Genomic DNA, 24,516 nt, shown 5'->3' with positions numbered 1-24,516 from the left:
CCAGTCAGCCCCTGACGGTTTGCCTGAGGTACAATGCGCGCCACCGTGATTCTGCCCAACAGGTGCGCCATGCAGCCCTACGCTATTGCCCCCTCCATCCTCTCAGCCGACTTTGCCCGCCTGGGCGAAGAAGTCGACAAGGTGCTCGAAGCCGGCGCCGACATCGTCCACTTCGACGTGATGGACAACCACTACGTTCCCAACCTGACCATCGGTCCGATGGTGTGCAGCGCCCTGCGCAAGTACGGCGTGACCGCGCCGATCGACGCACACCTGATGGTCACCCCGGTGGACCGCATCATCGGCGACTTCATCGAAGCCGGCGCCACCTACATCACCTTCCACCCCGACGCCACCCTGCACGTCGATCGCTCGCTGCAGCTGATCCGTGACGGCGGCTGCAAGGCGGGCCTTGTGTTCAACCCGGCTGCCTCGCTGGATGCGCTCAAGTACGTGATGGACAAGGTCGACATGATCCTGCTCATGAGCGTCAACCCGGGCTTTGGCGGCCAGAAGTTCATTCCGGCCACCCTCGACAAGCTGCGCGAAGCCCGCGCGCTGATCGATGCCAGCGGGCGTGATATCCGCCTGGAGATCGACGGTGGGGTCAACGTCAACAATATCCGTGAAATCGCCGCTGCTGGCGCCGACACCTTCGTGGCCGGCTCGGCGATCTTCAATGCCCCGGACTACAAAGAGGTGATCGCCAGGATGCACGCCGAACTGGCCCTGGCCCGCCCATGAGCGGCTTCGAGCAGCTGTTCCCCGGGGGCCTGCCCAAGCTGGTGATGTTCGACCTGGATGGCACCCTGATCGATTCGGTGCCGGACCTGGCGGCCGCCGTGGATCACATGCTGCTCGAAATGGGGCGCCAGCCCGCCGGTGTCGCCGCCGTGCGCGAATGGGTCGGTAATGGCGTGCAGGTGCTGGTGCGCCGCGCCCTGGCCGGCAGCATCGAGCATGCCGGGGTGGACGACGATGAGGCCGCGCGCGGGCTCGAGCTATTCATGCAGGCCTATGCCGACAACCATGAATTGACGGTGGTCTACCCCGGCGTGCGTGACACCCTCAAGTGGCTGCACAAGCAGGGCGTGGAAATGGCCCTGATCACCAACAAGCCGGAGCGCTTCGTCGCCCCCTTGCTGGACCAGATGAAGATCGGGCGATACTTTCGCTGGATCATCGGCGGCGACACCCTGCCGCAGAAGAAACCCGACCCCGCCGCATTGCTGTTCGTGATGCAGATGGCCAACGTGGCGCCGGCCCAGGCGCTGTTCGTGGGCGACTCGCGCAGTGATGTGCTGGCGTCCCGGGCGGCAGGGGTGCAATGCGTGGCGCTCAGCTACGGCTACAACCATGGCCGCCCGATCAGCGAGGAGTCGCCCGCGCTGGTGATCGATGACCTGCGCGCGCTGCTGCCTGGTTGCTTAGATTCGGCCACTGAGCTAATGTCGGACGATCAATCCCCCCCTGATAGAGATTCCATCGTGGTGGCACCCGGCAAACTCTGGATGAAAGTCATCAAGGCCCTGGCCCGTTGGCGTTGGCGCGCCTGACTTTTTTCTGGCCGGCCTGATCCGGCGCGTTTGCCTGTACGACCTATTGCCCCATTGCCACGAGGCTATCATGACCCGCGAAGAATTCCTGCGCCTGGCCGCTGCCGGCTACAACCGCATTCCCCTGGCCTGCGAAACCCTGGCCGACTTCGACACGCCGCTGTCGATCTACCTGAAACTGGCCGACCAGCCCAACTCCTACCTGCTCGAATCGGTGCAGGGCGGCGAGAAGTGGGGGCGTTATTCGATAATCGGCCTGCCATGTCGCACCGTGTTGCGCGTACATGACCATCAGGTGCGCATCACCCATGACGGTTTCGAGATCGAACAGCATGAAGTCGAAGACCCGCTGGCCTTCGTCGAGACGTTCAAGGAACGCTACAACGTACCGACCATCGACGGCCTGCCGCGCTTCAACGGTGGCCTGGTGGGGTATTTCGGCTACGACTGCGTGCGCTATGTAGAGAAGCGCCTGGGCAAGTGCCCGAATCCCGATCCGCTGGGCGTGCCGGACATCCTGCTGATGGTGTCGGACGCCGTGGTGGTGTTCGACAACCTGGCCGGCAAGATGCACGCCATCGTGCTGGCCGACCCCGCTCAGGACAACGCCTACGAAAATGGCCTGGCGCGTCTTGAAGAACTGCTCGAACAACTGCGCCAGCCGATCGCCCCGCGTCGCGGCCTGGCCCTGGGCGGCCCTCTGGCTGCTGAGCCGGAGTTTCGTTCAAGCTTCACCCAGGCCGACTACGAACGCGCCGTCGATACCGTCAAGGAGTACATCCTGGCCGGCGACTGCATGCAGGTGGTGCCCTCGCAGCGCATGTCCATCGACTTCAAGGCCGCGCCCATCGACCTGTACCGCGCGTTGCGCTGCTTCAACCCCACGCCGTACATGTACTTCTTCAACTTCGGCGACTTCCATGTGGTGGGCAGCTCGCCGGAAGTGCTGGTGCGGGTCGAAGACAACCTGGTCACCGTGCGCCCGATCGCCGGCACCCGGCCGCGTGGTGCCAACGAGGAGGCCGACCGAGCGCTGGAGCAGGACCTGCTGTCGGACGCCAAGGAGATCGCCGAGCACCTGATGCTGATCGACCTGGGCCGCAACGACACCGGTCGCGTTTCCGAGACCGGCTCGGTCAAGGTCACCGAGAAGATGGTGATCGAGCGTTACTCCAACGTGATGCACATCGTGTCCAACGTCACCGGCCAGCTCAAGCAGGGCCTGAGCGCGATGGACGCGCTGCGTGCCATTCTGCCCGCCGGTACCCTGTCGGGGGCGCCGAAGATCCGCGCCATGGAAATCATCGACGAGTTGGAGCCGGTCAAGCGTGGCGTGTACGGCGGCGCCGTCGGCTACCTGGCCTGGAACGGCAACATGGACACCGCCATTGCCATCCGCACCGCCGTGATCAAGGACGGTGAGCTGCATGTGCAGGCCGGTGGCGGCATCGTCGCCGACTCGGTGCCGGCGCTGGAGTGGGAAGAAACCATCAACAAGCGTCGGGCGATGTTCCGCGCGGTAGCCTTGGCTGAACAGACACCGCTCAGCTGAGAGGGGCGCCGCTGCGGCGCAACACAGAATTCAGAGTCGCCAGACTCAAGAGGTTGACCCAGATGTTACTGATGATCGACAACTACGACTCCTTCACCTACAACGTCGTGCAGTACTTCGGCGAACTGGGTGCAGAGGTCAAGGTCATTCGCAATGACGAACTGACCATCGCCCAGATCGAGGCACTGCAGCCCGAGCGCATTGTGGTGTCCCCTGGCCCGTGCACCCCGACCGAGGCCGGTGTATCGCTCCAAGCCATCCTGCACTTTGCCGGCAAGCTGCCGATCCTGGGCGTGTGCCTGGGCCACCAGTCCATCGGCCAGGCCTTTGGCGGTGATGTGGTACGGGCGCGCCAGGTGATGCACGGCAAGACCAGCCCCGTGTCGCACATCGACCAGGGTGTGTTCGCAGGCTTGAACAACCCGTTGACGGTGACCCGCTACCATTCCCTGGTGGTCAAGCGCGAAACGCTGCCCGAGTGCCTGGAAGTGACTGCCTGGACCACCCTGGACGACGGCTCGGTCGACGAGATCATGGGCCTGCGTCACAAGACACTGAACATCGAAGGGGTGCAGTTCCACCCCGAGTCGATACTCACCGAGCAGGGCCACGAGCTGTTCGCCAACTTCCTCAAGCAGACCGGCGGCCGCCGCTAAGGATTTGACACCATGGATATCAAGAGCGCGCTGGGCCGCATCGTCGGTCACCTGGACCTGAGCACCGAGGAAATGCGCGATGTGATGCGCGAGATCATGACTGGCCAGTGCAGCGAGGCGCAGATCGGCGCTTTCATGATGGGCATGCGCATGAAGAGCGAAAGCATCGACGAGATCGTCGGTGCGGTATCGGTGATGCGCGAGCTCGCCGACCAGGTACAACTGCAGACCCTGGACCAGGTGGTCGATGTGGTAGGTACCGGTGGCGACGGCGCCAATATCTTCAACGTTTCCACCGCCTCGGCATTTGTCGTGGCCGCTGCCGGCTGCACCGTGGCCAAGCACGGCAACCGTGCGGTATCGGGCAAGAGCGGCAGCGCCGACCTGCTCGAGGCCGCCGGTATCTACCTGAACCTGACGCCAGTGCAGGTCGCGCGTTGCATCGACAGCGTCGGTATCGGCTTCATGTTCGCCCAGACCCACCACAAGGCGATGAAATATGCCGCCGCCCCGCGTCGTGACCTGGGGCTGCGCACGCTGTTCAACATGCTCGGCCCGCTTACGAATCCGGCCGGGGTCAGGCACCAGGTGGTCGGCGTGTTCACCCAGGCATTGTGCCGGCCGCTGGCCGAGGTGCTGCAACGCCTGGGCAGCAAGCATGTGCTGGTGGTGCACTCCAAGGACGGCCTGGACGAATTCAGCCTGGCCGCACCGACCTTCGTTGCGGAACTGAAGAACGGCGAAATCACCGAGTACTGGGTAGAGCCCGAAGACCTGGGCATGAAGAGCCAGAGCCTGCACGGCCTGGCGGTAGACAGCCCGGCCGCGTCGCTGGAGTTGATTCGCGATGCCCTGGGGCGCCGCAAGACCGAAAACGGTCAGAAGGCGGCAGAAATGATCGTGCTCAATGCCGGCGCTGCGCTGTATGCCGCCGACCATGCCATGAGCCTCAAGCAAGGCGTCGAGCTGGCCCATGATGCACTGCACACCGGGCTGGCGCGAGAAAAGCTCGAAGAGCTGGGCGCCTTTACCGCGGTATTCAAGCAGGAGAATGAAGAGTGAGCGTACCGACGGTTCTGGAAAACATCCTGGCGCGCAAGGTTCAGGAAGTGGCCGAGCGCAGTGCCCGCGTCAGCCTGGCTGAACTCGAGCGCCTGGCGGCCGTCGCCGATGCGCCGCGCGGGTTCGCCAATGCGCTGATCGAGCAGGCAAAGCGCAAGCAGCCGGCAGTGATCGCCGAGATCAAGAAGGCATCGCCGAGCAAGGGCGTGATTCGCGAAGACTTCGTGCCGGCCGACATTGCCGTCAGTTATGAAAAGGGCGGGGCCACCTGCCTGTCGGTGCTTACCGATATCGATTACTTCCAGGGCGCCGATGCATACCTGCAGCAGGCGCGCGCCGCGTGCACGTTGCCGGTGATCCGCAAGGACTTCATGATCGATCCTTATCAGATCGTCGAGGCCCGTGCGCTGGGTGCCGATTGCGTGCTGCTGATCGTCTCGGCGCTGGATGACGTGAAGATGGCCGAGCTGGCGGCCACGGCGAAGAGCGTAGGGCTGGATGTATTGGTCGAAGTGCACGACGGCGACGAGCTGGAGCGTGCGCTGAAAACCCTGGATACACCGCTGGTGGGCGTGAACAACCGCAACCTGCACACCTTCGAGGTGAGCCTGGAAACCACCCTCGACCTGCTGCCGCGCATCCCGCGTGATCGCCTGGCAATCACCGAAAGTGGCATTTTCAATCGGGCAGACGTCGAGCTGATGGAGATCAACGAGGTCTACTCGTTCCTGGTGGGCGAAGCGTTCATGCGTGCCGAGCACCCGGGGCTGGAACTGCAGCGCCTGTTCTTCCCCGAGCGCGTGGTGCACAACCCGGCGCAAGGCCTGGACTGATCCACACTGAAGCCGGCGTTGCCGGCTTTTTTGTATCGACAAGGTGGGTGTGATGACTGAACAAGCTGTTGCGGTGACGGTGGAGGCGGGCCTGCAGGCCGAGCAGGACCTGCTGGCGGCTGTGTGCAAGGGCGAAAAGCAACATGGCCTGCTGTTCTGGCAGCCGACGGACCGCGCGCTGGTGATGCCGCGGCGCATGAGCCGGCTGGAAGGTTTCGAGGCCGCCTGCACCGAATTGGCCGTTGCCGGCTGGCCGGTGCTGCTGCGCGAGACCGGCGGTGAGCCAGTGCCGCAGTCGGCTGCGACAATCAATATCGCGTTGGTGTATGTGGCGCCGCGCAGCGAGGGTGATCACGGTCGTATCGAGAAGGCCTACGAGCGGCTGTGCCTGCCGCTTTGCGAGGTGCTGCGCGAATGGGGCGGGCTGGCGTCGGTGGGGGAGATCGAGGGGGCGTTCTGCGATGGGCGCTACAACGTCAACCTCAATGGTCGCAAGCTGGTCGGCACGGCGCAGCGCTGGCGTCAGGGCCTGGGCGGCAAGCGCCCGGTGGTGCTGGTGCATGGCGCCTTGCTGCTGGACAACGAGCGCGAGTCGATGGTGGCGGCAGTCAATCGCTTCAATGAATGCTGCGAGCTTGAGCAGCGCTGCCGCGCCGACAGTCATATCGCCCTGCATGAAGTGGTGCCCCAGGCCCCGCTGCTGGCGCGCCTGGAGCAGGCCTACTCGCAGGTGATCGCGGCGATCGAGCGCGATTAACGGGTGCCGAAGACCACCATGGTCTTGCCTTTGACATGCACCAGGTTACGTTCTTCGAGGTCCTTGAGCACGCGGCCGACCATCTCTCGCGAGCAGCCGACGATGCGGCCGATTTCCTGGCGGGTGATCTTGATCTGCATGCCGTCGGGGTGGGTCATGGCATCGGGCTGCTTGCACAGCTCCAGCAGGCAGCGGGCCACCCGACCGGTCACGTCGAAAAACGCCAGGTCGCCGACCTTCTGCGTGGTGTTGCGCAGGCGCTGGGCCATCTGGCTGCCCAGGGCGTAAAGGATGTCCTGGTCCTGGCGGGCCAGTTCACGGAATTTCTCGTAGCTGATTTCAGCCACTTCACATTCGGTCTTGGCGCGTACCCAGGCGCTGCGCTGGTGTTCCTTGCCGATAGGTTCGAACAGGCCCAGCTCACCGAAAAAATCGCCACTGTTGAGGTAGGCGATGATCATCTCGCGGCCTTCCTCGTCCTCGATCAGGATGGTCACCGAGCCCTTGACGATGAACGACAGGGTATCGGCCCGATCACCAGCGCAGATGATGTTGTTCTTGGCTGCAAAGCGGCGACGCTGGCAGTGGGCGAGCAACTTGTCGATGTTCTTGATCTTGGCTGGAAGGGTTGTTGCAACCATGGCTGAATCCTGGAAAGACGCGACGCGTGGGCATTCTTGTCGACCGCTGGGCGCGGGTGCCAGCAGTTTGGCGCCAGCTTATCAGACGCCTGTAGGTGTATCGGCATATTTACTCGAACGCTTAGCCTTTTCGCACGTGCGCGCAAGGTCTAAGCTGACAGCCTTTTTTCAAAGCAAGGGAATCCGGGTGATGAAGGCGCGTATCCAGTGGGCAGGCGAAGCCATGTTTCTTGGCGAATCGGGCAGTGGCCATGTAGTGGTCATGGATGGTCCACCCGAGAGTGGTGGGCGCAACCTGGGCGTGCGGCCGATGGAGATGCTCCTGCTGGGCCTGGGTGGCTGCAGCAATTTCGACGTGGTGAGCATTCTGAAGAAATCGCGCCAGGCGGTAGAGAGCTGCGAGGCGTTTCTCGAGGCCGAGCGGGCCGACGAGGACCCCAAGGTGTTCACAAAGATTCATCTGCGCTTTGTGGTCAAGGGCCGCGGCCTGAAGGAGGCCCAGGTCAAGCGCGCGGTGGAGTTGTCGGCCGAGAAGTACTGCTCGGCATCGATCATGCTGGGGCGCGCCGGGGTCGAGATCACCCACGCCTACGAGATTGTCGAGCTGGGTTGATCGTCGCGTGGCCATTCGCCGGTAACGCGGGCTGCTACAGGCGGATGCCGCTTCCCTTGTAGGAGCCAGCCTTGCTGGCGAAGCGCTCCAGCGCAAACAGCAGCATCAGCCCCGGTACCAGCGCCAGCAACCACCAGTGCAGGTTCAGCACCAGCAGCCCGAGTACTTCGCTTGTGCTCCAGGTATTGCCGAACGCGGTGGAGAACAGCTCGCACAGCAGCCAGGCACTGACGGCCGCAATGGCAGCAAACACGCCGCCCAATACGCGGCGCCGGCGGATGATGCTGCCCAGCAACACGAACAGCAGCATTCCGGGTACACAGAACAGCGCCAGATCCAGCGCGCTGTTGTCGGAATCGCCCAGATAGGGCAGCGACATGCTGAAGGGCGTTTCGCGCAGGCTTGCGGTCATCGCCAAGATGAACAGGTAGCCCACCAGCACCAACCCCATGCTTTGCAGCGCTCGAATCAGCAGCAGGCGCACCCTCATCGACGAAGCCCCGGCAACAGGTCGAGCAGGCCGTTCGGCAGCAGTGCGCGAAGGTTTGTACTCAGACGTTCGCGATGCTTCTGGTAGAGCAGGCCAAGGCCGATGACCCCCAGGCCGATCATGCTCAGCACTACCGGGAACAGCAGCGAGTCGGCGAATACGTCATACGACAGGTAGCCAAGGTAGGCCGAAACGCCCATGGCCCCGAACACCATGAACAATGGCCGGCGCAGCAGCACGGCGACCGCCATCAGCCCCAGGTTGATCAGGCAGTACAGCGCCTTGCCGAACTCGCTGTCACTGTCCATCGAGGTCAGCCCGCCCCAGAAGGCCAGCAGCCCGGCCAGATAACCCCAGAACGCATAGTCCTCGCGGGTTCGGCCATCGATGCCGAGGAACACCAGCAACAGACCGAGGCCGAACCATAGCGAAACCTTCTGGCGTTGCGCCCAGTTGAACGGCTCGCCGTAGATCCACTCGGTCAGGTCCATCGACATGAACCACAGCGCCACGGCGATGGGCATCACGATGAGCGGGAAGGGGATCAGGCGCAGCATCAGCAGGCCGGCGATCACGGTGGCCGCTTCCATCAGCAGCCAGCCGCCCTGCACGTAGGTGTAGTAGCTGTGGTAGTGAGTCTGGGTATCGTCTAGGGGCCAGAAGCCGGTAAGGCGCTCGAGGGCGAACACCGCCAGCGGTACGATGCTGACCGCCACCGCTGCCAGCAGACCGGCAGGAATACGCTGGCCGCGGCGCTGAAGTGCCAGGCCACCGCCGGTCAACACGGCCATGTAGGCCAGCGCGATCAGCAACAGTGCGCTGTCGCCGATGCGCATCCAGGCCTCGCTCAGCAGCCAGCCCATGGCCCCCATGATCAGCAGGGCGCCGAAGTAGAACGCGACATGGGCCAGCTGGAAGCTGGGCCGTTGTGCGGGCTGGCGCTTGAGGAATTCAAGCAGGGCCTTGTCCTGGCCCGGGTTCAGTACGCCGGCATCGACGGCGCGGGCCAGGTCCCTGGCATCGAAGTGTTCCATCAGATTCGATAGGTGCTCTTGGTCATGACCTTGGCCATCAGGCTCATGCCGAACTTGACCGGTGCGGGGAAGCGAAAGCCGCCGGCATCCAGTGCCGACTCGGCGTGCTGCTCTTCATCGACGCGCATCTGTTCGAGGATTGCGCGGGACTTTTCGTCCTCGGCCGGGATCTGTTCCAGGTGCTCGTCCAGGTGCTTGCACACCTGGTGCTCGGTGGCCGCGACGAAACCGAGGCTGACCTTGTCGCTGATCAGGCCGGCGACAGCGCCGATGCCGAACGACATGCCATAGAACAGCGGGTTGAGAACGCTCGGGTGGCTGCCCAGTTGGCGGATGCGTTGCTCGCACCAGGCCAGGTGGTCGATTTCTTCCTCGGCGGCATGTTCCATCGCCTTGCGTACCTGCGGCAGCTTGGCAGTCAGGGCCTGGCCCTGGTACAGCGCCTGGGCACAGACTTCACCGGTGTGGTTGATGCGCATCAGGCCGGCGACGTGGCGGGTCTGGTCGTCGCTCAGGTCGGCGTCTGGCTGGATGATCGCAGGCGACGGGCGGGACGGTTGGCCGCTGAAGGGGAGCAAGGTGCGCATGGCGGTATCGGCCTGCAGCAACAAGCGGTCGAGCGGCGAATAGTGACGTTCGGTAGCCATCGGGCACCTCCGCAAGAATGTGCCCGACAGTTTAACCCAATCCAGATGACAGGGCTTGCGTTGGATCAGCCCGGGGGCCAGGTCATCTGGCGCTGGCCGAGCACGTGCATGTGGATGTGGTAGACGGTCTGCCCACCCTGCTCGTTGCAGTTCATCACCACGCGGAAACCGTCCTCGCAACCCAGTTCCTTGGCCAGTCGCTGGGCGGTGAACAGGATATGACCGGCCAGACCCTTGTCTTCTTCGGTGAGGTCGTTGAGGGTGCGGATCGGCTTTTTCGGGATGACCAGAAAGTGCACCGGCGCCTGGGGGGCGATATCGTGGAAGGCCAGAACCTGGTCGTCCTCGTAGATGATCCTGGCCGGAATCTCCCGGTTGATGATCTTGGTGAACAGAGTTTCCACAACGCTTGCTCCATGGTGGGGTTCGGGCTTGAGTGTACTCAGGCGCCGCTTGCTCGCCCAGTGCCGATTCGCTTCAGCGTGGGCAGTAGGCCCGGTTGATTGCGCCGGCCAGCTTGCGCGCAAGCCAGCGCGACAGCCAACGCGGGCTGGCGGCCAGCCAGCGGTTGCGCCGACCGGGGATGATCAGTGCGCGGTTCTTTTCCAGTGCGCGCACCGTGTACAGGGCCACTTCCTCGGGGCTCATGCAGCGGTTGCCGTTGTCCAGCCGGGGGATGCGCCGCAGCGGCGATCGAACCGGGCCGGGGCATAACACCGAAACCTTGATACCGGTCTGCTTGAGTTCCTCGCGCAGGCCTTCGGAAAAATGCAGCACATAAGCCTTGCTCGCCGCATAGGTGGTCATCCAGGGGCCGGGGGCGAAGGCGGCCAGCGACGCGACATTGAGGATCTGCCCGCCACCCTGCACCGCCATCGCGTTGCCCAGCGCATGGCACAGGCGGGTGAGGGCGAGGATGTTGACCTCGATGATGTCCTGCTCGTCGCCCCATTCCTGGGCCAGGAAGTGCCCGTAGGTGCGGATGCCGGCGCAGTTGACCAGCAGGTCGATCTGTCTGTCGCCTTCCTCGAGCTCCAGCAGAAAGCCGGACAGGCGCAATGGCTCGCCCAGGTCGCAGGCGCGCAGCAGCACTTCCACGCCGAAGCGCTGGGTCAGTTCCAGGGCGATGCTTTCCAGCAGGTCGCGCTGCCGGGCCACCAGTATCAGGTTGCGCCCCCGGCGCGCGAGGGCCTCGGCCAATGCCAGGCCCAGGCCACTGGAGGCGCCGGTGATCATGGCGTAACGGGTCATGCAGTTCTCCAATCGGCAGGGGGCGGTGCGGCTGGCGCCTAGTTTACAGACTGGAGCAGGTAAAGGCTGCGGTCAGCCGTTGAGGGCAGTCATGTAGATACCCCACGCCATGAACGGTATCCACAGCGAGGCCACCACGATAACCGCCTTGGTGTTGGGGGGCGGTGGCGGCCCGTAACGATTACTGGCGGGGTTGCCGGGAATCAACAGCAGGGCCAGGAAAACCAGGTTGCCGATGTAGTAGGGGATCAGGGTCAACAGGCTGTACCAGCCATTGAAGCCCAGGTCGTTCATGCGCCGGGCGATGAACACCAGGCTGAAGATCTTGGCGGCCAGCAACATCGGCACGATGGCGGCGGCCAGGTCTTTGGAGAGCGAGGACATCAGTGCGACCAGTAGCACCGTCCCGAACACTGCGCCAATCAGCACCAGGCTCCAGGCCAGTAGCCGCACCCTGCCAATGCGGCCGCGCACGCTCATGACCCTGAGCTTTTCGTTGTTCAGTTGAAGGGGGTTGATGTAGGTGTCGCGCATCGGGCTTCCTTTGCCGTTGAGAGTGGTTCAGTCAGGCCGGTGCTGGCCCAGCTGGATCGCCGCGGCCTGGGCCTGGCGGTATTCGTGGTCGAGTCGAGCGATCAGTTGATCAACCGTGCCCAGGCTGTCGATGGCGCCGACGCCCTGGCCGGCGGACCATACGGTCTTCCAGGCCTTGGCCTCGTCATCCAGTGGCTTGAGCCGGCTTTCGCCCGACTTGCCCAGAGCGTTGAGGTCGAACCCGGCATTTTCCAGGCTCTGACGCATGAAGCTGGCCGGCACCCCGGACACTGCGGCGGTGTGGATGATATCGGCTGCCTTGGCATCCAGCAGCATTTGTTTGTAGGCGTCAGGCGCCTGGCTTTCGGTACTGCCAATGAAGTGGGTGCCCATGTACGCGAGATCCGCGCCCAGCAGTTGCGCGGCCAGAACTTCGTGACCGCTGTTCAGGCAGCCTGCCAGCAGCAGCGTCTTGTCGAAGAACTGGCGAATTTCGGCAATCAGGGCAAAAGGACTCCACGTACCGGCGTGACCACCGGCTCCCGCCGCCACGGCGATCAGGCCGTCTACGCCGGCCTCGGCGGCTTTCTCGGCATGGCGCCGGGTGGTCACGTCATGGAACACCAGGCCGCCATAGCCGTGGACGGCATCGACCACTTCCTTTGCCGCACCCAGGCTGGTGATGACGATGGGCACGCGGTGCTCGATGCAGATCGCAAGATCGGCCTGCAGGCGCGGGTTGCTGGGGTGCACGATGAGGTTCACCGCATAGGGCGCGGGGTTGTCGAGGCCGGCCAGGCCCGCCTCTATCTGCTCCAGCCAGGCCCTGAAGCCGGCACTGTCACGCTGGTTGAGCGCCGGGAAGCTGCCCACCACGCCATTGCTGCAGCAGGCCAGGACCAGCTGTGGATTGGAAATCAGGAACATCGGCGCTACCACCACGGGCAGGCGCAGGCGTTGTTCAAGCAGGGCGGGCAATGACATGGCGGGCTCTCGGAGTGGAGGATCAGAACGGTTTGACCACGACCAGGATGACGATGAGCAACAGGATGACCACAGGCACTTCATTGAACCAGCGGAAGTACACATGGCTGCGGGTGTTTTCGCCGCGCGCGAAGCGCTTCACGTTGGCGCCGCACATGTGATGGTAGCCGGTCAGCAGAATGATCAGGGTCAGCTTGGCGTGCATCCAGCCCTGCTTGAGGAAGTCGGGGTTGAGGCTGAGCAGCCAGATGCCGAACACGAAAGTCGCGATCATTGCCGGGCCCATGATGCCGCGGTACAGCTTGCGCTCCATGGTGACGAAGCGTTCCTGGCTGATGGTGTCCTGGCTCTGGGCGTGATAGACGAACAGGCGAGGGAGGTAGAACAGGCCGGCAAACCAGCAGACGACACTGACGATGTGCAGGGCTTTGATCCAGAGAAACAGCATTTTTAGGTAGTCCTTCAGGTTCACGGTCGTCAGATAGTAGTGGCTTGTGTGTGCAGGCGTCACCCGAACGGTTGTTACCAAGGCTGTGGGCCCATATTATCCGTGGTTTTCCAGTCGGTTCGTTGAAAGGGGCAGGTATATGGTCAAGGTCGGTATCGTCGGCGGCACGGGTTACACCGGTGTCGAGCTGCTGCGTCTGTTGGCACAGCATCCACAGGCTGAAGTGGCAGTCATCACCTCGCGTTCCGAAGCGGGCCTGCCGGTGGCCGAGATGTACCCGAACCTGCGTGGCCACTACGACAACCTGGCTTTCAGCGTGCCGGACACCAAGACCCTGGCGGCCTGTGACGTGGTGTTCTTCGCCACCCCGCACGGCGTGGCCCATGCACTGGCCGGCGAGTTGCTGGCAGCCGGCACCAAGGTCATCGACCTGTCGGCCGACTTCCGACTGCAGGACGCCGATGAGTGGGCGCAGTGGTACGGCCAGCCCCACGGCGCGCCAGAGCTGCTCAAGGATGCGGTGTATGGCCTGCCGGAGGTGAATCGCGAGCAGATCCGCAGCGCCCGCCTGATCGCCGTGCCGGGTTGCTACCCCACCGCGACCCAGCTGGGGTTCCTGCCGTTGCTGGAAGCGGGCATTGCTGATGCCTCGCGCCTGATTGCCGACTGCAAGTCTGGGGTCAGTGGTGCGGGCCGCGGTGCCAGCGTTGGCTCGCTGTTCTGTGAAGCCGGTGAAAGCATGAAGGCCTACGCGGTGAAAGGCCACCGCCATCTGCCCGAGATCCGTCAGGGCCTGCGCCGGGCAGCCGGTGGTGATGTCCGCCTGACGTTCGTGCCTCACCTGACGCCGATGATCCGCGGTATTCATTCGACCTTGTATGCCACCGTCGCCGACACCTCGGTCGACCTGCAGGCGCTGTTCGAAAAACGCTACGCCAATGAGCCGTTCGTCGACGTGATGCCAGCCGGCAGCCACCCGGAAACCCGCAGTGTGCGCGGGGCCAACGTATGCCGCATTGCCGTGCATCGCCCGCAAGGGGGTGATCTGGTGGTGGTGTTGTCGGTAATCGACAACCTCGTGAAGGGGGCCTCGGGCCAGGCGGTACAGAACCTGAACATTCTGTTCGGTCTGGACGAGCGTATGGGCCTGTCCCACGCCGGGCTGATGCCTTAAGGCGCAACTGGCAGGCTGCAATCGGGCATAGGGCGGCATTTGCCGCTTGTCGCTTGCGGCCTGCCGCTGCTTCTATTGTTGACCGATTTTCTCGGAGAAGCGGATAATGCGCGTCATCACGCATTAAGGCGGCAACAGCGCCGGGAGAAAGTCAGCATGAGCGTCGAATCCTTCACCCCCACGATTTTGCAATTCACGCAGGGTGCCGCGCACAAGGTGAAGACCCTGGTCGATGAAGAGGGCAATGATCGCCTCAAATTGCGCGTGTTCGTGACCGGTGGCGGTTGCTCGGGCTTCCAGTACGGCTTCACCTTCGACGAAGATGTGGCTGAAGACGACACCATCGTCGAGCGCGAGGGTGTTGCCCTGGTGGTCGACCCGATGAGCTTCCAGTACCTGGCGGGCGCGGAAGTGGACTACCAGGAAGGTCTGGAAGGTTCGCGTTTCGTCATCAAGAACCCGAACGCCACCACCACCTGCGGTTGCGGCTCTTCGTTCTCGATCTGAGTTACAGGCAGTACTGCTGACGCCGCGCCTCTGCGCGGCGTTTTGCTGTGTGCGTTCAGGCGGGGTAGATCGCGCCCAGGACGCGCAGGCCCTTGGCGCCAGTAACACTGGGGCGGTTGGCGGCGATGCCCTCCAGGCAGCAGTGTGCCAGCCAGGCGAACGCCATGGCTTCCACCCAGTCTGGATCGACGCCGTTGATGGCAGTGCTGCTGACCCGGGCGTTGGGCAGCAGGCAGGCCAGACGCTTCATCAGTGTGCCGTTGTGGGCGCCGCCGCCACAGACCAACAGCGCCTGGGTGGCTGTCTGCGCCGCCTGCAGCGAGCTGACGATGCTATGGGCGGTAAGTTCGAGCAGGGTGGCCTGCACGTCGGCATCGCTGCCGGGAGGCTGGCCGGCCAGGTGCTTGCGCAGCCATGTCAGGTTGAACACCTCGCGGCCGGTACTCTTGGGACCGGTGCCGGCAAAGAACGGATCGCTGAGCAGGCTGGCGAGCAGCCCGGGGATGACGTGGCCTGTGGCCGCCCAGGCGCCGTTGGCATCATAGCCGTGACCTTGTTTTTCGTTGATCCAGGCATCCAGCAGTACGTTGCCCGGGCCACAGTCGAAGCCGCTGACCGGCTTGCCGGTTTCGATCAGGCTCAGGTTGCTGAAGCCGCCGACGTTGAGTACTGCCAGGCGCTCGCCCTGATTGTCGAACAGCGCTTCGTGAAAGGCCGGCACCAAGGGGGCCCCCTGGCCGCCGGCAGCCACGTCGCGGCGGCGAAAATCGCTGACCACTGTAATCCCGGTCAGCTCTGCCAGCAGCGCCGGGTTGCCGATCTGCACGGTGAAGCCCTGGGCAGGCTCGTGGCGAATGGTCTGTCCGTGGCTGCCAATAGCGCGGATATCTGCAGGCTGCAGGTGCTGTTCGGCCAGCAATTGCTGAATGCCCTCGGCGGCCAGTCTCACCCAGGCAGCCTCGGCCAGGGCGGCGCGGGCAATTTCGTCGGGGCCGCTGGCGCACAGCGCGAGCAAGTCGTCGCGCAGCGCCTGGGGCATCGGAATGTAATGGGTGGCGAGCAGCGTGAGACGCTGCTCCTGTCTGATCAGGGCGATGTCCAGGCCATCGAGGCTGGTGCCGGACATCACTCCCAGATACAGGGCCATGGCTTAGCGCTTGGCCGAGGCCAGCATGGTGGCCTTCTCTTGTTCCATGCGCGCCATCAGCGGCTGGCTTTGCTGCAGGAAGCGCTGGCGTTCAGCCTTGGCGATCGGATCGGCCATTGGCAGCTTCTGTCCGAGCGGGTCGACGTGCACGCCATTGACCTGGAACTCGTAGTGCAGGTGCGGCCCGGTGGACAGCCCCGTGGTGCCGATGTAGCCGATCACCTGGCCCTGCTTGACCGTGCCGCCGGTCTTGATGCCCTTGGCGAAGCCCTGCATGTGCCCGTACAGGGTCTGGTAGGTATTGCCGTGCTTGATGATCACGGTGTTGCCGTAGCCTCCACGACGACCGGCCAGCAGTACCTTGCCGTCACCGGCGGCCTTGATCGGCGTGCCGCGCGGCGCTGCATAGTCGACGCCCTTGTGGGCGCGGATCTTGTTCAGGATAGGGTGCTTGCGACCTGCCGAGAAGCGCGAGCTGATGCGGGCGAAGTCCACCGGGGTACGAATGAACGCCTTGCGCATGCTATTGCCGTCGGCGGTGTAGTAGCTGGTGTTGCCCTGCTTGTTGGTATAGCGCACCGCAGTGAAGCTCTTGCCGCGGTTGGTGAAGCGTGCCGACAGGATGTTGCCGTTGCCGACCACCTTGCCATTGACCACTTTCTGTTCGTAGATCACGTCGAATTCGTCACCCTGGCGGATGTCCTGGGCGAAGTCGATGTCGTAGCCGAAGATGCGGGCCATGTCCATGGTCAGCGAATGGTTCAGGCCGGCACGCTGCGCGGAAGCCGACAGCGAACTCTTGATGACGCCGTGCACGTAGGCCGAGCGAACCACAGGCTTGGTGATTTCACGGTTGAAGGCATAGCCCTTGTCGCCCTTGGTCAGGCGGATGGTCTCAAGATCGCTGACCTTGCTGTGCAGGCTGGCCAGTTGGCCGTCCTTGTCCAGTTCGATTTCCAGTACCTGGCCATGCTTGAGCTGGCTGAATTGCTTGGCCTGCTTGTTGCTGGCAAGCACCTCGTGCACCACATTGGCCGGCAGGCCGACCTTGGCGAACAGTGTCGACAGGGTGTCGCCACGGGCCACGGTGACTTCGCGGTGGCTTGGATCCTTGGCGGGTTCGGCAGTTGGGGTGGGTTCGGTCTTGGCGGTTTCTTCGGTGGGCGCGGGGGCAGTGTCAATCTGGGCGAACGGCGAGGCGGTGGTTTCTTCGCGGACGTCGGCCTGGGTGGTTTCCTGTTGCTTCAGCTGCTCGGCAGGGGATTCCAGCTCGAGGTTAAGGGTGGTTTTCTTGGCTTCGACCTCGCTGGAGGGGAACACCAGCAAGGCCAGGCTGAGCAGGGCGGCGATACCGCTGGCGGCCAACAGGTGGCTCTTCGGATAAAGCGGAGGCGCTTTAGTCGGTTCGTTGGTCATAGGTAGATTGACTTTGAAAAAGATGGATTGGAAAAGATGAATGACATGATGAAGATGAAATAACTGTATAAAATATAACCAAATCCCCTTCAGCGCAAGCGCGCAGACGTCATCAGTCGGGTGTGCGGTCACATCCGGGGCAAAAACTTGTATTTGATGGCTGATCTTGTATGGTTGGGGCCCTTTGAATCTGAGCCTTGCGGGTCTGTTATGAAGTCGGTTGAAGAGCAGCTAGCGCTGATCAAGCGTGGTGCGGAAGAGGTACTGGTCGAGGCCGAACTGGTCGAGAAGCTCAAGCGCGGGCAACCGCTGCGGATCAAGGCGGGTTTCGACCCGACTGCGCCGGATCTGCACCTGGGGCACACCGTCCTTATTAACAAGCTGCGCCAGTTCCAGGAACTGGGGCATCAGGTGATCTTCCTGATCGGCGACTTCACCGGCATGATCGGTGACCCGAGCGGCAAGAGCGCCACGCGCCCGCCGCTGACCCGCGAGCAGGTGCTGGAGAACGCCGAGACCTACAAGCAGCAGGTGTTCAAGATTCTTGATCCGGCCAAGACCGAGGTCGCGTTCAACTCTACCTGGATGGACGCGCTGACCCCGGCCGACTTCATTCGCCTGGCTTCACAGTACACCGTGGCGCGCATGCTCGAGCGCGACGACTTCGACAAGCGCTATACCAGCAACCAGCCGATCGCGATTCACGAGTTCCTCTATCCGCTTGTGCAGGGCTATGACTCGGTGGCGCTGAAGGCCGATGTCGAGCTGGGCGGTACCGACCAGAAGTTCAACCTGCTGATGGGGCGCGAGCTGCAGCGTGGCTACGGCCAAGAGGCGCAGAACATCGTCACCATGCCATTGCTCGAAGGGCTGGATGGCGTGAAGAAGATGTCCAAGTCGCTGGGTAACTATGTAGGTATCCAGGAAGCACCAGGGGTGATGTACAGCAAGCTGGTGTCGATCCCTGATACGTTGATGTGGCGTTACTTCGAGCTGCTGAGCTTTCGCTCCATGGAAGAGATCGATGGGTTCCGTGCTGAAGTGGCTGCTGGTGCCAACCCGCGGGATATCAAGATCAAGCTGGCTGAAGAGATCGTGGCCCGCTTCCATGGTGAGGAGGCTGCGGCCAATGCCCACCGCGCAGCGGGTAATCGCATGAAGGATGGCGAGTTGCCGGAGGACCTGCCGCAGATCGACGTGCTGGCTGCCGAGGCCATGCCGATTTCTGCTGTGCTGAACAAGGCGGGCCTGGTCAAGAACTCGGCGGCAGCCCGTGATCTGCTGGCGGCAGGAAGCGTCAAGGTCGATGGTGAAGTCGTTGATCGTGGCTTCGTCTTCGAGCTGGGCTCCACCCATGTGTGTCAGGCAGGCAAGAAGGCGTTTGCACGTATCAGTCTGAAGGCTGAATAAAGAGAGGGCGGCGTAAGCCGCCCTTCCTATATAGAGAAGGGCTGGTTTGCTTTGTTTTGCGAAAGTTTCAAATTAGCCCTTGACGCACGATTTAATCTCTCTATAATTCGCCCCACTTCCGGCGCAGTCGGAACGAAAAACTCCTTGAATATCAATGAGTTGGACGTTTCAGGTCGGGCTGGAGGTGCTTCGATCGAAAGATCGGCAGCGGTGAAAAAGGTGGTTGACAGCAGGTTGTAACGCTGTAGAATTCGCCTCCCGCTACGAGAGATCGAAGCGAGTCAAGTGTTTGAAGTGAAACGAAAAACTTCAAAATAAACGCTTGACAGACTCTGAGGAAAGCGTAGAATGCGCGCCTCGGTTGAGACGAAAAGTTCTTGGCCAACCGCTCTTTAACAACTGAATCAAGCAATTCGTGTGGGTGCTTGTGAGCTCAGACTGATAGTCAGAAAGATTATCAGCATCACAAGTGACTGCACGAAAATCGAAAGATTTGAAAGTAAGTCATTTGAGAATGCTGAGCCAAGTTTAGGGTTTTCTCAAAACCCAAGCAGTATTGAACTGAAGAGTTTGATCATGGCTCAGATTGAACGCTGGCGGCAGGCCTAACACATGCAAGTCGAGCGGATGAGAAGAGCTTGCTCTTCGATTCAGCGGCGGACGGGTGAGTAATACCTAGGAATCTGCCTGGTAGTGGGGGACAACGTTTCGAAAGGAACGCTAATACCGCATACGTCCTACGGGAGAAAGCAGGGGACCTTCGGGCCTTGCGCTATCAGATGAGCCTAGGTCGGATTAGCTAGTTGGTGAGGTAATGGCTCACCAAGGCTACGATCCGTAACTGGTCTGAGAGGATGATCAGTCACACTGGAACTGAGACACGGTCCAGACTCCTACGGGAGGCAGCAGTGGGGAATATTGGACAATGGGCGAAAGCCTGATCCAGCCATGCCGCGTGTGTGAAGAAGGTCTTCGGATTGTAAAGCACTTTAAGTTGGGAGGAAGGGCAGTAAGCGAATACCTTGCTGTTTTGACGTTACCGACAGAATAAGCACCGGCTAACTCTGTGCCAGCAGCCGCGGTAATACAGAGGGTGCAAGCGTTAATCGGAATTACTGGGCGTAAAGCGCGCGTAGGTGGTTCGTTAAGTTGGATGTGAAATCCCCGGGCTCAACCTGGGAACTGCATCCAAAACTGGCGAGCTAGAGTAGGGCAGAGGGTGGTGGAATTTCCTGTGTAGCGGTGAAATGCGTAGATATAGGAAGGAACACCAGTGGCGAAGGCGACCACCTGGGCTCATACTGACACTGAGGTGCGAAAGCGTGGGGAGCAAACAGGATTAGATACCCTGGTAGTCCACGCCGTAAACGATGTCAACTAGCCGTTGGAATCCTTGAGATTTTAGTGGCGCAGCTAACGCATTAAGTTGACCGCCTGGGGAGTACGGCCGCAAGGTTAAAACTCAAATGAATTGACGGGGGCCCGCACAAGCGGTGGAGCATGTGGTTTAATTCGAAGCAACGCGAAGAACCTTACCAGGCCTTGACATCCAATGAACTTTCCAGAGATGGATTGGTGCCTTCGGGAACATTGAGACAGGTGCTGCATGGCTGTCGTCAGCTCGTGTCGTGAGATGTTGGGTTAAGTCCCGTAACGAGCGCAACCCTTGTCCTTAGTTACCAGCACGTTATGGTGGGCACTCTAAGGAGACTGCCGGTGACAAACCGGAGGAAGGTGGGGATGACGTCAAGTCATCATGGCCCTTACGGCCTGGGCTACACACGTGCTACAATGGTCGGTACAGAGGGTCGCCAAGCCGCGAGGTGGAGCTAATCTCACAAAACCGATCGTAGTCCGGATCGCAGTCTGCAACTCGACTGCGTGAAGTCGGAATCGCTAGTAATCGCGAATCAGAATGTCGCGGTGAATACGTTCCCGGGCCTTGTACACACCGCCCGTCACACCATGGGAGTGGGTTGCACCAGAAGTAGCTAGTCTAACCTTCGGGAGGACGGTTACCACGGTGTGATTCATGACTGGGGTGAAGTCGTAACAAGGTAGCCGTAGGGGAACCTGCGGCTGGATCACCTCCTTAATCGACGACATCAGCTGTCTCATAAGCTCCCACACGAATTGCTTGATTCATTGAAGAAGACGATTAGGTTAGCAACCTTCGATTGGGTCTGTAGCTCAGTTGGTTAGAGCGCACCCCTGATAAGGGTGAGGTCGGCAGTTCGAATCTGCCCAGACCCACCAATTTGCTGGGGCCATAGCTCAGCTGGGAGAGCGCCTGCCTTGCACGCAGGAGGTCAGCGGTTCGATCCCGCTTGGCTCCACCACCCCGCTTGCCAGTTTGTCAAAGCTTAGAAATGAATATTCGCCTCGAATATTGATTTCTGAACTTTATCAGAATCGTTCTTTAAAAATTTGGGTATGTGATAGAAAGATAGACTGGACAGCACTTTCACTGGTGTGTGTTCAGGCTAAGGTAAAATTTGTGAGTAATTACAAGTTTTCGGCGAATGTTGTCTTCACAGTATAACCAGATTGCTTGGGGTTATATGGTCAAGTGAAGAAGCGCATACGGTGGATGCCTTGGCAGTCAGAGGCGATGAAAGACGTGGTAGCCTGCGATAAGCTTCGGGGAGTCGGCAAACAGACTTTGATCCGGAGATCTCTGAATGGGGGAACCCACCTGGCATAAGTCAGGTATCTTGTACTGAATACATAGGTGCAAGAGGCGAACCAGGGGAACTGAAACATCTAAGTACCCTGAGGAAAAGAAATCAACCGAGATTCCCTTAGTAGTGGCGAGCGAACGGGGACTAGCCCTTAAGTGGCTTTGAGATTAGCGGAACGCTCTGGAAAGTGCGGCCATAGTGGGTGATAGCCCTGTACGCGAAAATCTCTTAGTCATGAAATCGAGTAGGACGGAGCACGAGAAACTTTGTCTGAATATGGGGGGACCATCCTCCAAGGCTAAATACTACTGACTGACCGATAGTGAACCAGTACCGTGAGGGAAAGGCGAAAAGAACCCCGGAGAGGGGAGTGAAATAGATCCTGAAACCGTATGCGTACAAGCAGTGGGAGCCTACTTTGTTAGGTGACTGCGTACCTTTTGTATAATGGGTCAGCGACTTATATTCAGTGGCGAGCTTAACCGAATAGGGGAGGCGTAGCGAAAGCGAGTCTTAATAGGGCGTTTAGTCGCTGGGTATAGACCCGAAACCGGGCGATCTATCCATGGGCAGGTTGAAGGTTAGGTAACACTGACTGGAGGACCGAACCGACTACCGTTGAAAAGTTAGCGGATGACCTGTGGATCGGAGTGAAAGGCTAATCAAGCTCGGAGATAGCTGGTTCTCCTCGAAAGCTATTTAGGTAGCGCCTCATGTATCACTGTAGGGGGTAGAGCACTGTTTCGGCTAGGGGGTCATCCCGACTTACCAAACCGATGCAAACTCCGAATACCTACAAGTGCCGAGCATGGGAGACACACGGCGGGTGCTAACGTCCGTCGTGAAAAGGGAAACAACCCAGACCGTCAGCTAAGGTCCCAAAGTTATGGTTAAGTGGGAAACGATGTGGGAAGGCTTAGACAGCTAGGAGGTTGGCTTAGAAGCAGCCACCCTTTAAAGAAAGCGTAATAGCTCACTAGTCGAGTCGGCCTGCGCGGAAGATGTAACGGGGCTCAAACCATACACCGAAGCTACGGGTATCACTTAGGTGATGCGGTAGAGGAGCGTTCTGTAAGCCTGTGAAGGTGAGTTGAGAAGCTTGCTGGAGGTATCAGAAGTGCGAATGCTGACATGAGTAACGACAATGGGAGTGAAAAACTCCCACGCCGAAAGACCAAGGTTTCCTGCGCAACGTTAATCGACGCAGGGTTAGTCGGTCCCTAAGGCGAGGCTGAAAAGCGTAGTCGATGGAAAACAGGTTAATATTCCTGTACTTCTGGTTATTGCGATGGAGGGACGGAGAAGGCTAGGCCAGCTTGGCGTTGGTTGTCCAAGTTTAAGGTGGTAGGCTGAGATCTTAGGTAAATCCGGGATCTTAAGGCCGAGAGCTGATGACGAGTTGCCATTAGGCGACGAAGTGGTTGATGCCATGCTTCCAAGAAAAGCTTCTAAGCTTCAGGTAACCAGGAACCGTACCCCAAACCGACACAGGTGGTTGGGTAGAGAATACCAAGGCGCTTGAGAGAACTCGGGTGAAGGAACTAGGCAAAATGGCACCGTAACTTCGGGAGAAGGTGCGCCGGTGAGGGTGAAGGACTTGCTCCGTAAGCTCATGCCGGTCGAAGATACCAGGCCGCTGCGACTGTTTATTAAAAACACAGCACTCTGCAAACACGAAAGTGGACGTATAGGGTGTGACGCCTGCCCGGTGCCGGAAGGTTAATTGATGGGGTTAGCTAACGCGAAGCTCTTGATCGAAGCCCCGGTAAACGGCGGCCGTAACTATAACGGTCCTAAGGTAGCGAAATTCCTTGTCGGGTAAGTTCCGACCTGCACGAATGGCGTAACGATGGCGGCGCTGTCTCCACCCGAGACTCAGTGAAATTGAAATCGCTGTGAAGATGCAGTGTATCCGCGGCTAGACGGAAAGACCCCGTGAACCTTTACTATAGCTTTGCACTGGACTTTGAATTTGCTTGTGTAGGATAGGTGGGAGGCTTTGAAGCGTGGACGCCAGTCTGCGTGGAGCCATCCTTGAAATACCACCCTGGCAACTTTGAGGTTCTAACTCAGGTCCGTTATCCGGATCGAGGACAGTGTATGGTGGGTAGTTTGACTGGGGCGGTCTCCTCCTAAAGAGTAACGGAGGAGTACGAAGGTGCGCTCAGACCGGTCGGAAATCGGTCGTAGAGTATAAAGGCAAAAGCGCGCTTGACTGCGAGACAGACACGTCGAGCAGGTACGAAAGTAGGTCTTAGTGATCCGGTGGTTCTGTATGGAAGGGCCATCGCTCAACGGATAAAAGGTACTCCGGGGATAACAGGCTGATACCGCCCAAGAGTTCATATCGACGGCGGTGTTTGGCACCTCGATGTCGGCTCATCACATCCTGGGGCTGAAGCCGGTCCCAAGGGTATGGCTGTTCGCCATTTAAAGTGGTACGCGAGCTGGGTTTAGAACGTCGTGAGACAGTTCGGTCCCTATCTGCCGTGGACGTTTGAGATTTGAGAGGGGCTGCTCCTAGTACGAGAGGACCGGAGTGGACGAACCTCTGGTGTTCCGGTTGTCACGCCAGTGGCATTGCCGGGTAGCTATGTTCGGAAGAGATAACCGCTGAAAGCATCTAAGCGGGAAACTTGCCTCAAGATGAGATCTCACTGGAGCCTTGAGCTCCCTGAAGGGCCGTCGAAGACTACGACGTTGATAGGTTGGGTGTGTAAGCGCTGTGAGGCGTTGAGCTAACCAATACTAATTGCCCGTGAGGCTTGACCATATAACACCCAAGCAATTTGCGTCGAAAGGCCAGATTGCGGTGTTGTGAAGACACAGTAAGCCGAAGATTTGTAGCTCACAAACATCACATACCCGATTCGCTGGAGTGTCTGAACAAGACCTTCTGGCAACAGAATCTCTTGACGACCATAGAGCATTGGAACCACCTGATCCCATCCCGAACTCAGTAGTGAAACGATGCATCGCCGATGGTAGTGTGGGGTTTCCCCATGTGAGAGTAGGTCATCGTCAAGATTAAATTCCGAAACCCCTATCTGCATCTGCAGGTAGGGGTTTTGTCTTTGTGGGCCGAAAAAGCTGCGATCACGCAGCTATTTCTCCGTAAGGACG

General features: G+C 60.4%; 22 protein-coding genes, 2 tRNA genes and 3 rRNA genes. 16 read left to right on the top strand and 11 right to left on the bottom strand.

Annotated features, from left to right (window positions below; genetic code table 11):
* Window positions 1–69: 69 nt before the first annotated feature.
* The 7 genes from rpe to N0B28_RS23820 all read left to right on the top strand — a co-directional run bounded on the left by rpe (window position 70) and on the right by N0B28_RS23820 (window position 6,416).
* A complete protein-coding gene (rpe, locus tag N0B28_RS23850) occupies window positions 70–744 on the top strand; it encodes a ribulose-phosphate 3-epimerase (protein WP_043863783.1) in 675 nt (224 codons plus the stop codon).
* Entirely contained in the window at window positions 741–1,556 is an 816-nt protein-coding gene (locus N0B28_RS23845) for a phosphoglycolate phosphatase (RefSeq protein WP_043863769.1), read from the top strand. Before rpe ends, N0B28_RS23845 begins: the two co-directional genes overlap by 4 nt.
* A 70-nt stretch (window positions 1,557–1,626) precedes the next feature.
* Window positions 1,627–3,108, top strand: a complete 1,482-nt coding sequence (gene trpE, locus N0B28_RS23840) for an anthranilate synthase component I (protein ID WP_275729187.1) — start codon at window positions 1,627–1,629, stop codon at window positions 3,106–3,108.
* A gap of 62 nt (window positions 3,109–3,170) precedes the next feature.
* On the top strand, window positions 3,171–3,764 hold the full coding sequence (locus tag N0B28_RS23835) for an aminodeoxychorismate/anthranilate synthase component II (protein ID WP_043863771.1): 594 nt from the start codon (window positions 3,171–3,173) through the stop codon (window positions 3,762–3,764).
* Window positions 3,765–3,776: 12 nt separating this feature from the next.
* Complete coding sequence (trpD, locus tag N0B28_RS23830; protein ID WP_043863772.1) at window positions 3,777–4,826, top strand: anthranilate phosphoribosyltransferase; 1,050 nt, start codon at window positions 3,777–3,779, stop codon at window positions 4,824–4,826.
* Complete coding sequence (gene trpC / locus N0B28_RS23825; RefSeq protein ID WP_054915953.1) at window positions 4,823–5,659, top strand: indole-3-glycerol phosphate synthase TrpC; 837 nt, start codon at window positions 4,823–4,825, stop codon at window positions 5,657–5,659. The genes trpD and trpC overlap by 4 nt, the downstream gene beginning before the upstream one ends.
* A 52-nt stretch (window positions 5,660–5,711) precedes the next feature.
* Window positions 5,712–6,416 carry a lipoate--protein ligase family protein gene (locus N0B28_RS23820; protein WP_058541841.1) on the top strand — a complete coding sequence of 235 codons (705 nt, stop codon included), beginning with the start codon at window positions 5,712–5,714 and terminating at the stop codon, window positions 6,414–6,416.
* Here the strand turns inward: N0B28_RS23820 and crp are convergent.
* Window positions 6,413–7,057, bottom strand: a complete 645-nt coding sequence (gene crp / locus N0B28_RS23815) for a cAMP-activated global transcriptional regulator CRP (protein WP_043859825.1) — start codon at window positions 7,055–7,057, stop codon at window positions 6,413–6,415. The genes N0B28_RS23820 and crp overlap by 4 nt on opposite strands.
* Before the next feature lie 190 nt (window positions 7,058–7,247).
* Between crp and N0B28_RS23810 the strand changes: the two genes are divergently transcribed.
* Window positions 7,248–7,670, top strand: coding sequence for an OsmC family protein (locus N0B28_RS23810; RefSeq protein WP_043859826.1), 423 nt, complete (start codon window positions 7,248–7,250; stop codon window positions 7,668–7,670).
* A 34-nt stretch (window positions 7,671–7,704) separates the two neighbouring features.
* Here the strand turns inward: N0B28_RS23810 and N0B28_RS23805 are convergent, their stop codons facing one another.
* The 8 genes from N0B28_RS23805 to hemJ form a co-directional block, all read right to left on the bottom strand.
* On the bottom strand, window positions 7,705–8,160 hold the full coding sequence (locus N0B28_RS23805; RefSeq protein ID WP_088514308.1) for a hypothetical protein: 456 nt from the start codon (window positions 8,158–8,160) through the stop codon (window positions 7,705–7,707).
* A complete protein-coding gene (locus tag N0B28_RS23800; RefSeq protein WP_275732107.1) occupies window positions 8,157–9,197 on the bottom strand; it encodes a DUF2157 domain-containing protein in 1,041 nt (346 codons plus the stop codon). Before N0B28_RS23800 ends, N0B28_RS23805 begins: the two co-directional genes overlap by 4 nt.
* Window positions 9,194–9,841: a 2-polyprenyl-3-methyl-6-methoxy-1,4-benzoquinone monooxygenase gene (gene coq7 / locus N0B28_RS23795; RefSeq protein WP_054915949.1), complete on the bottom strand. Its 648-nt coding sequence runs from the start codon at window positions 9,839–9,841 to the stop codon at window positions 9,194–9,196. Before coq7 ends, N0B28_RS23800 begins: the two co-directional genes overlap by 4 nt.
* A gap of 65 nt (window positions 9,842–9,906) precedes the next feature.
* Window positions 9,907–10,245, bottom strand: coding sequence for a histidine triad nucleotide-binding protein (locus N0B28_RS23790; protein WP_043859829.1), 339 nt, complete (start codon window positions 10,243–10,245; stop codon window positions 9,907–9,909).
* Window positions 10,246–10,318: 73 nt separating this feature from the next.
* Window positions 10,319–11,092: an SDR family oxidoreductase gene (locus tag N0B28_RS23785; protein WP_043859830.1), complete on the bottom strand. Its 774-nt coding sequence runs from the start codon at window positions 11,090–11,092 to the stop codon at window positions 10,319–10,321.
* A gap of 72 nt (window positions 11,093–11,164) precedes the next feature.
* Window positions 11,165–11,626 carry a DUF805 domain-containing protein gene (locus N0B28_RS23780; RefSeq protein ID WP_052504188.1) on the bottom strand — a complete coding sequence of 154 codons (462 nt, stop codon included), beginning with the start codon at window positions 11,624–11,626 and terminating at the stop codon, window positions 11,165–11,167.
* Between the two features lie 27 nt (window positions 11,627–11,653).
* Window positions 11,654–12,610, bottom strand: a complete 957-nt coding sequence (locus N0B28_RS23775; protein ID WP_123753463.1) for a nitronate monooxygenase family protein — start codon at window positions 12,608–12,610, stop codon at window positions 11,654–11,656.
* A 22-nt stretch (window positions 12,611–12,632) separates the two neighbouring features.
* Window positions 12,633–13,058, bottom strand: a complete 426-nt coding sequence (gene hemJ, locus N0B28_RS23770) for a protoporphyrinogen oxidase HemJ (protein ID WP_043859832.1) — start codon at window positions 13,056–13,058, stop codon at window positions 12,633–12,635.
* A 139-nt stretch (window positions 13,059–13,197) separates the two neighbouring features.
* On the opposite strand from hemJ, the gene argC reads away from it, so the two are divergent.
* Entirely contained in the window at window positions 13,198–14,232 is a 1,035-nt protein-coding gene (gene argC / locus N0B28_RS23765) for an N-acetyl-gamma-glutamyl-phosphate reductase (RefSeq protein WP_058541847.1), read from the top strand.
* A 156-nt stretch (window positions 14,233–14,388) separates the two neighbouring features.
* Window positions 14,389–14,739 carry an iron-sulfur cluster insertion protein ErpA gene (gene erpA / locus N0B28_RS23760; RefSeq protein ID WP_043859834.1) on the top strand — a complete coding sequence of 117 codons (351 nt, stop codon included), beginning with the start codon at window positions 14,389–14,391 and terminating at the stop codon, window positions 14,737–14,739.
* A 55-nt stretch (window positions 14,740–14,794) separates the two neighbouring features.
* Here the strand turns inward: erpA and N0B28_RS23755 are convergent, their stop codons facing one another.
* Entirely contained in the window at window positions 14,795–15,886 is a 1,092-nt protein-coding gene (locus tag N0B28_RS23755; RefSeq protein WP_058541848.1) for an anhydro-N-acetylmuramic acid kinase, read from the bottom strand.
* Window positions 15,887–15,889: 3 nt separating this feature from the next.
* Complete coding sequence (locus N0B28_RS23750; protein WP_043859836.1) at window positions 15,890–17,302, bottom strand: peptidoglycan DD-metalloendopeptidase family protein; 1,413 nt, start codon at window positions 17,300–17,302, stop codon at window positions 15,890–15,892.
* 210 nt (window positions 17,303–17,512) lie between these two features.
* Here N0B28_RS23750 and tyrS point away from each other — a divergent pair, with 210 nt between their 5' ends.
* From tyrS to rrf, 6 genes are all read left to right on the top strand, one after another.
* On the top strand, window positions 17,513–18,712 hold the full coding sequence (tyrS, locus tag N0B28_RS23745) for a tyrosine--tRNA ligase (protein ID WP_054915947.1): 1,200 nt from the start codon (window positions 17,513–17,515) through the stop codon (window positions 18,710–18,712).
* A 558-nt stretch (window positions 18,713–19,270) separates the two neighbouring features.
* Window positions 19,271–20,807 (top strand): 16S ribosomal RNA (locus N0B28_RS23740).
* A gap of 84 nt (window positions 20,808–20,891) precedes the next feature.
* Window positions 20,892–20,968: transfer RNA gene (locus N0B28_RS23735), tRNA-Ile, on the top strand.
* Between the two features lie 7 nt (window positions 20,969–20,975).
* Window positions 20,976–21,051 (top strand) — tRNA-Ala (locus N0B28_RS23730).
* 224 nt (window positions 21,052–21,275) lie between these two features.
* Window positions 21,276–24,166, top strand: a 23S ribosomal RNA gene (locus tag N0B28_RS23725).
* A gap of 138 nt (window positions 24,167–24,304) precedes the next feature.
* A 5S ribosomal RNA gene (gene rrf, locus N0B28_RS23720) occupies window positions 24,305–24,420 on the top strand.
* Together the 16S, 23S and 5S rRNA genes with 2 tRNA genes alongside form the textbook arrangement of a ribosomal RNA operon.
* The last annotated feature ends 96 nt before the right edge of the window (window positions 24,421–24,516 follow it).

The organism is Pseudomonas sp. SD17-1 (assembly GCF_029201585.1).
Classification (GTDB): domain Bacteria; phylum Pseudomonadota; class Gammaproteobacteria; order Pseudomonadales; family Pseudomonadaceae; genus Aquipseudomonas; species Aquipseudomonas palmensis.
This window is presented reverse-complemented; position numbering and strand designations above follow the sequence as displayed.

Coding starts and splice junctions, on each gene's coding strand:
- erpA (WP_043859834.1), top strand. CDS start 14,389: ATGAGCGTCGAATCCTTCACCCCCACGATTTTGCAATTCACGCAGGGT.
- N0B28_RS23755 (WP_058541848.1), bottom strand. CDS start 15,886: ATGGCCCTGTATCTGGGAGTGATGTCCGGCACCAGCCTCGATGGCCTG.
- rpe (WP_043863783.1), top strand. CDS start 70: ATGCAGCCCTACGCTATTGCCCCCTCCATCCTCTCAGCCGACTTTGCC.
- N0B28_RS23780 (WP_052504188.1), bottom strand. CDS start 11,626: ATGCGCGACACCTACATCAACCCCCTTCAACTGAACAACGAAAAGCTC.
- tyrS (WP_054915947.1), top strand. CDS start 17,513: ATGAAGTCGGTTGAAGAGCAGCTAGCGCTGATCAAGCGTGGTGCGGAA.
- argC (WP_058541847.1), top strand. CDS start 13,198: ATGGTCAAGGTCGGTATCGTCGGCGGCACGGGTTACACCGGTGTCGAG.
- trpD (WP_043863772.1), top strand. CDS start 3,777: ATGGATATCAAGAGCGCGCTGGGCCGCATCGTCGGTCACCTGGACCTG.
- N0B28_RS23820 (WP_058541841.1), top strand. CDS start 5,712: ATGACTGAACAAGCTGTTGCGGTGACGGTGGAGGCGGGCCTGCAGGCC.
- crp (WP_043859825.1), bottom strand. CDS start 7,057: ATGGTTGCAACAACCCTTCCAGCCAAGATCAAGAACATCGACAAGTTG.
- N0B28_RS23750 (WP_043859836.1), bottom strand. CDS start 17,302: ATGACCAACGAACCGACTAAAGCGCCTCCGCTTTATCCGAAGAGCCAC.
- N0B28_RS23785 (WP_043859830.1), bottom strand. CDS start 11,092: ATGACCCGTTACGCCATGATCACCGGCGCCTCCAGTGGCCTGGGCCTG.
- N0B28_RS23805 (WP_088514308.1), bottom strand. CDS start 8,160: ATGAGGGTGCGCCTGCTGCTGATTCGAGCGCTGCAAAGCATGGGGTTG.
- N0B28_RS23775 (WP_123753463.1), bottom strand. CDS start 12,610: ATGTCATTGCCCGCCCTGCTTGAACAACGCCTGCGCCTGCCCGTGGTG.
- N0B28_RS23810 (WP_043859826.1), top strand. CDS start 7,248: ATGAAGGCGCGTATCCAGTGGGCAGGCGAAGCCATGTTTCTTGGCGAA.
- N0B28_RS23835 (WP_043863771.1), top strand. CDS start 3,171: ATGTTACTGATGATCGACAACTACGACTCCTTCACCTACAACGTCGTG.
- coq7 (WP_054915949.1), bottom strand. CDS start 9,841: ATGGCTACCGAACGTCACTATTCGCCGCTCGACCGCTTGTTGCTGCAG.
- hemJ (WP_043859832.1), bottom strand. CDS start 13,058: ATGCTGTTTCTCTGGATCAAAGCCCTGCACATCGTCAGTGTCGTCTGC.
- trpE (WP_275729187.1), top strand. CDS start 1,627: ATGACCCGCGAAGAATTCCTGCGCCTGGCCGCTGCCGGCTACAACCGC.
- N0B28_RS23845 (WP_043863769.1), top strand. CDS start 741: ATGAGCGGCTTCGAGCAGCTGTTCCCCGGGGGCCTGCCCAAGCTGGTG.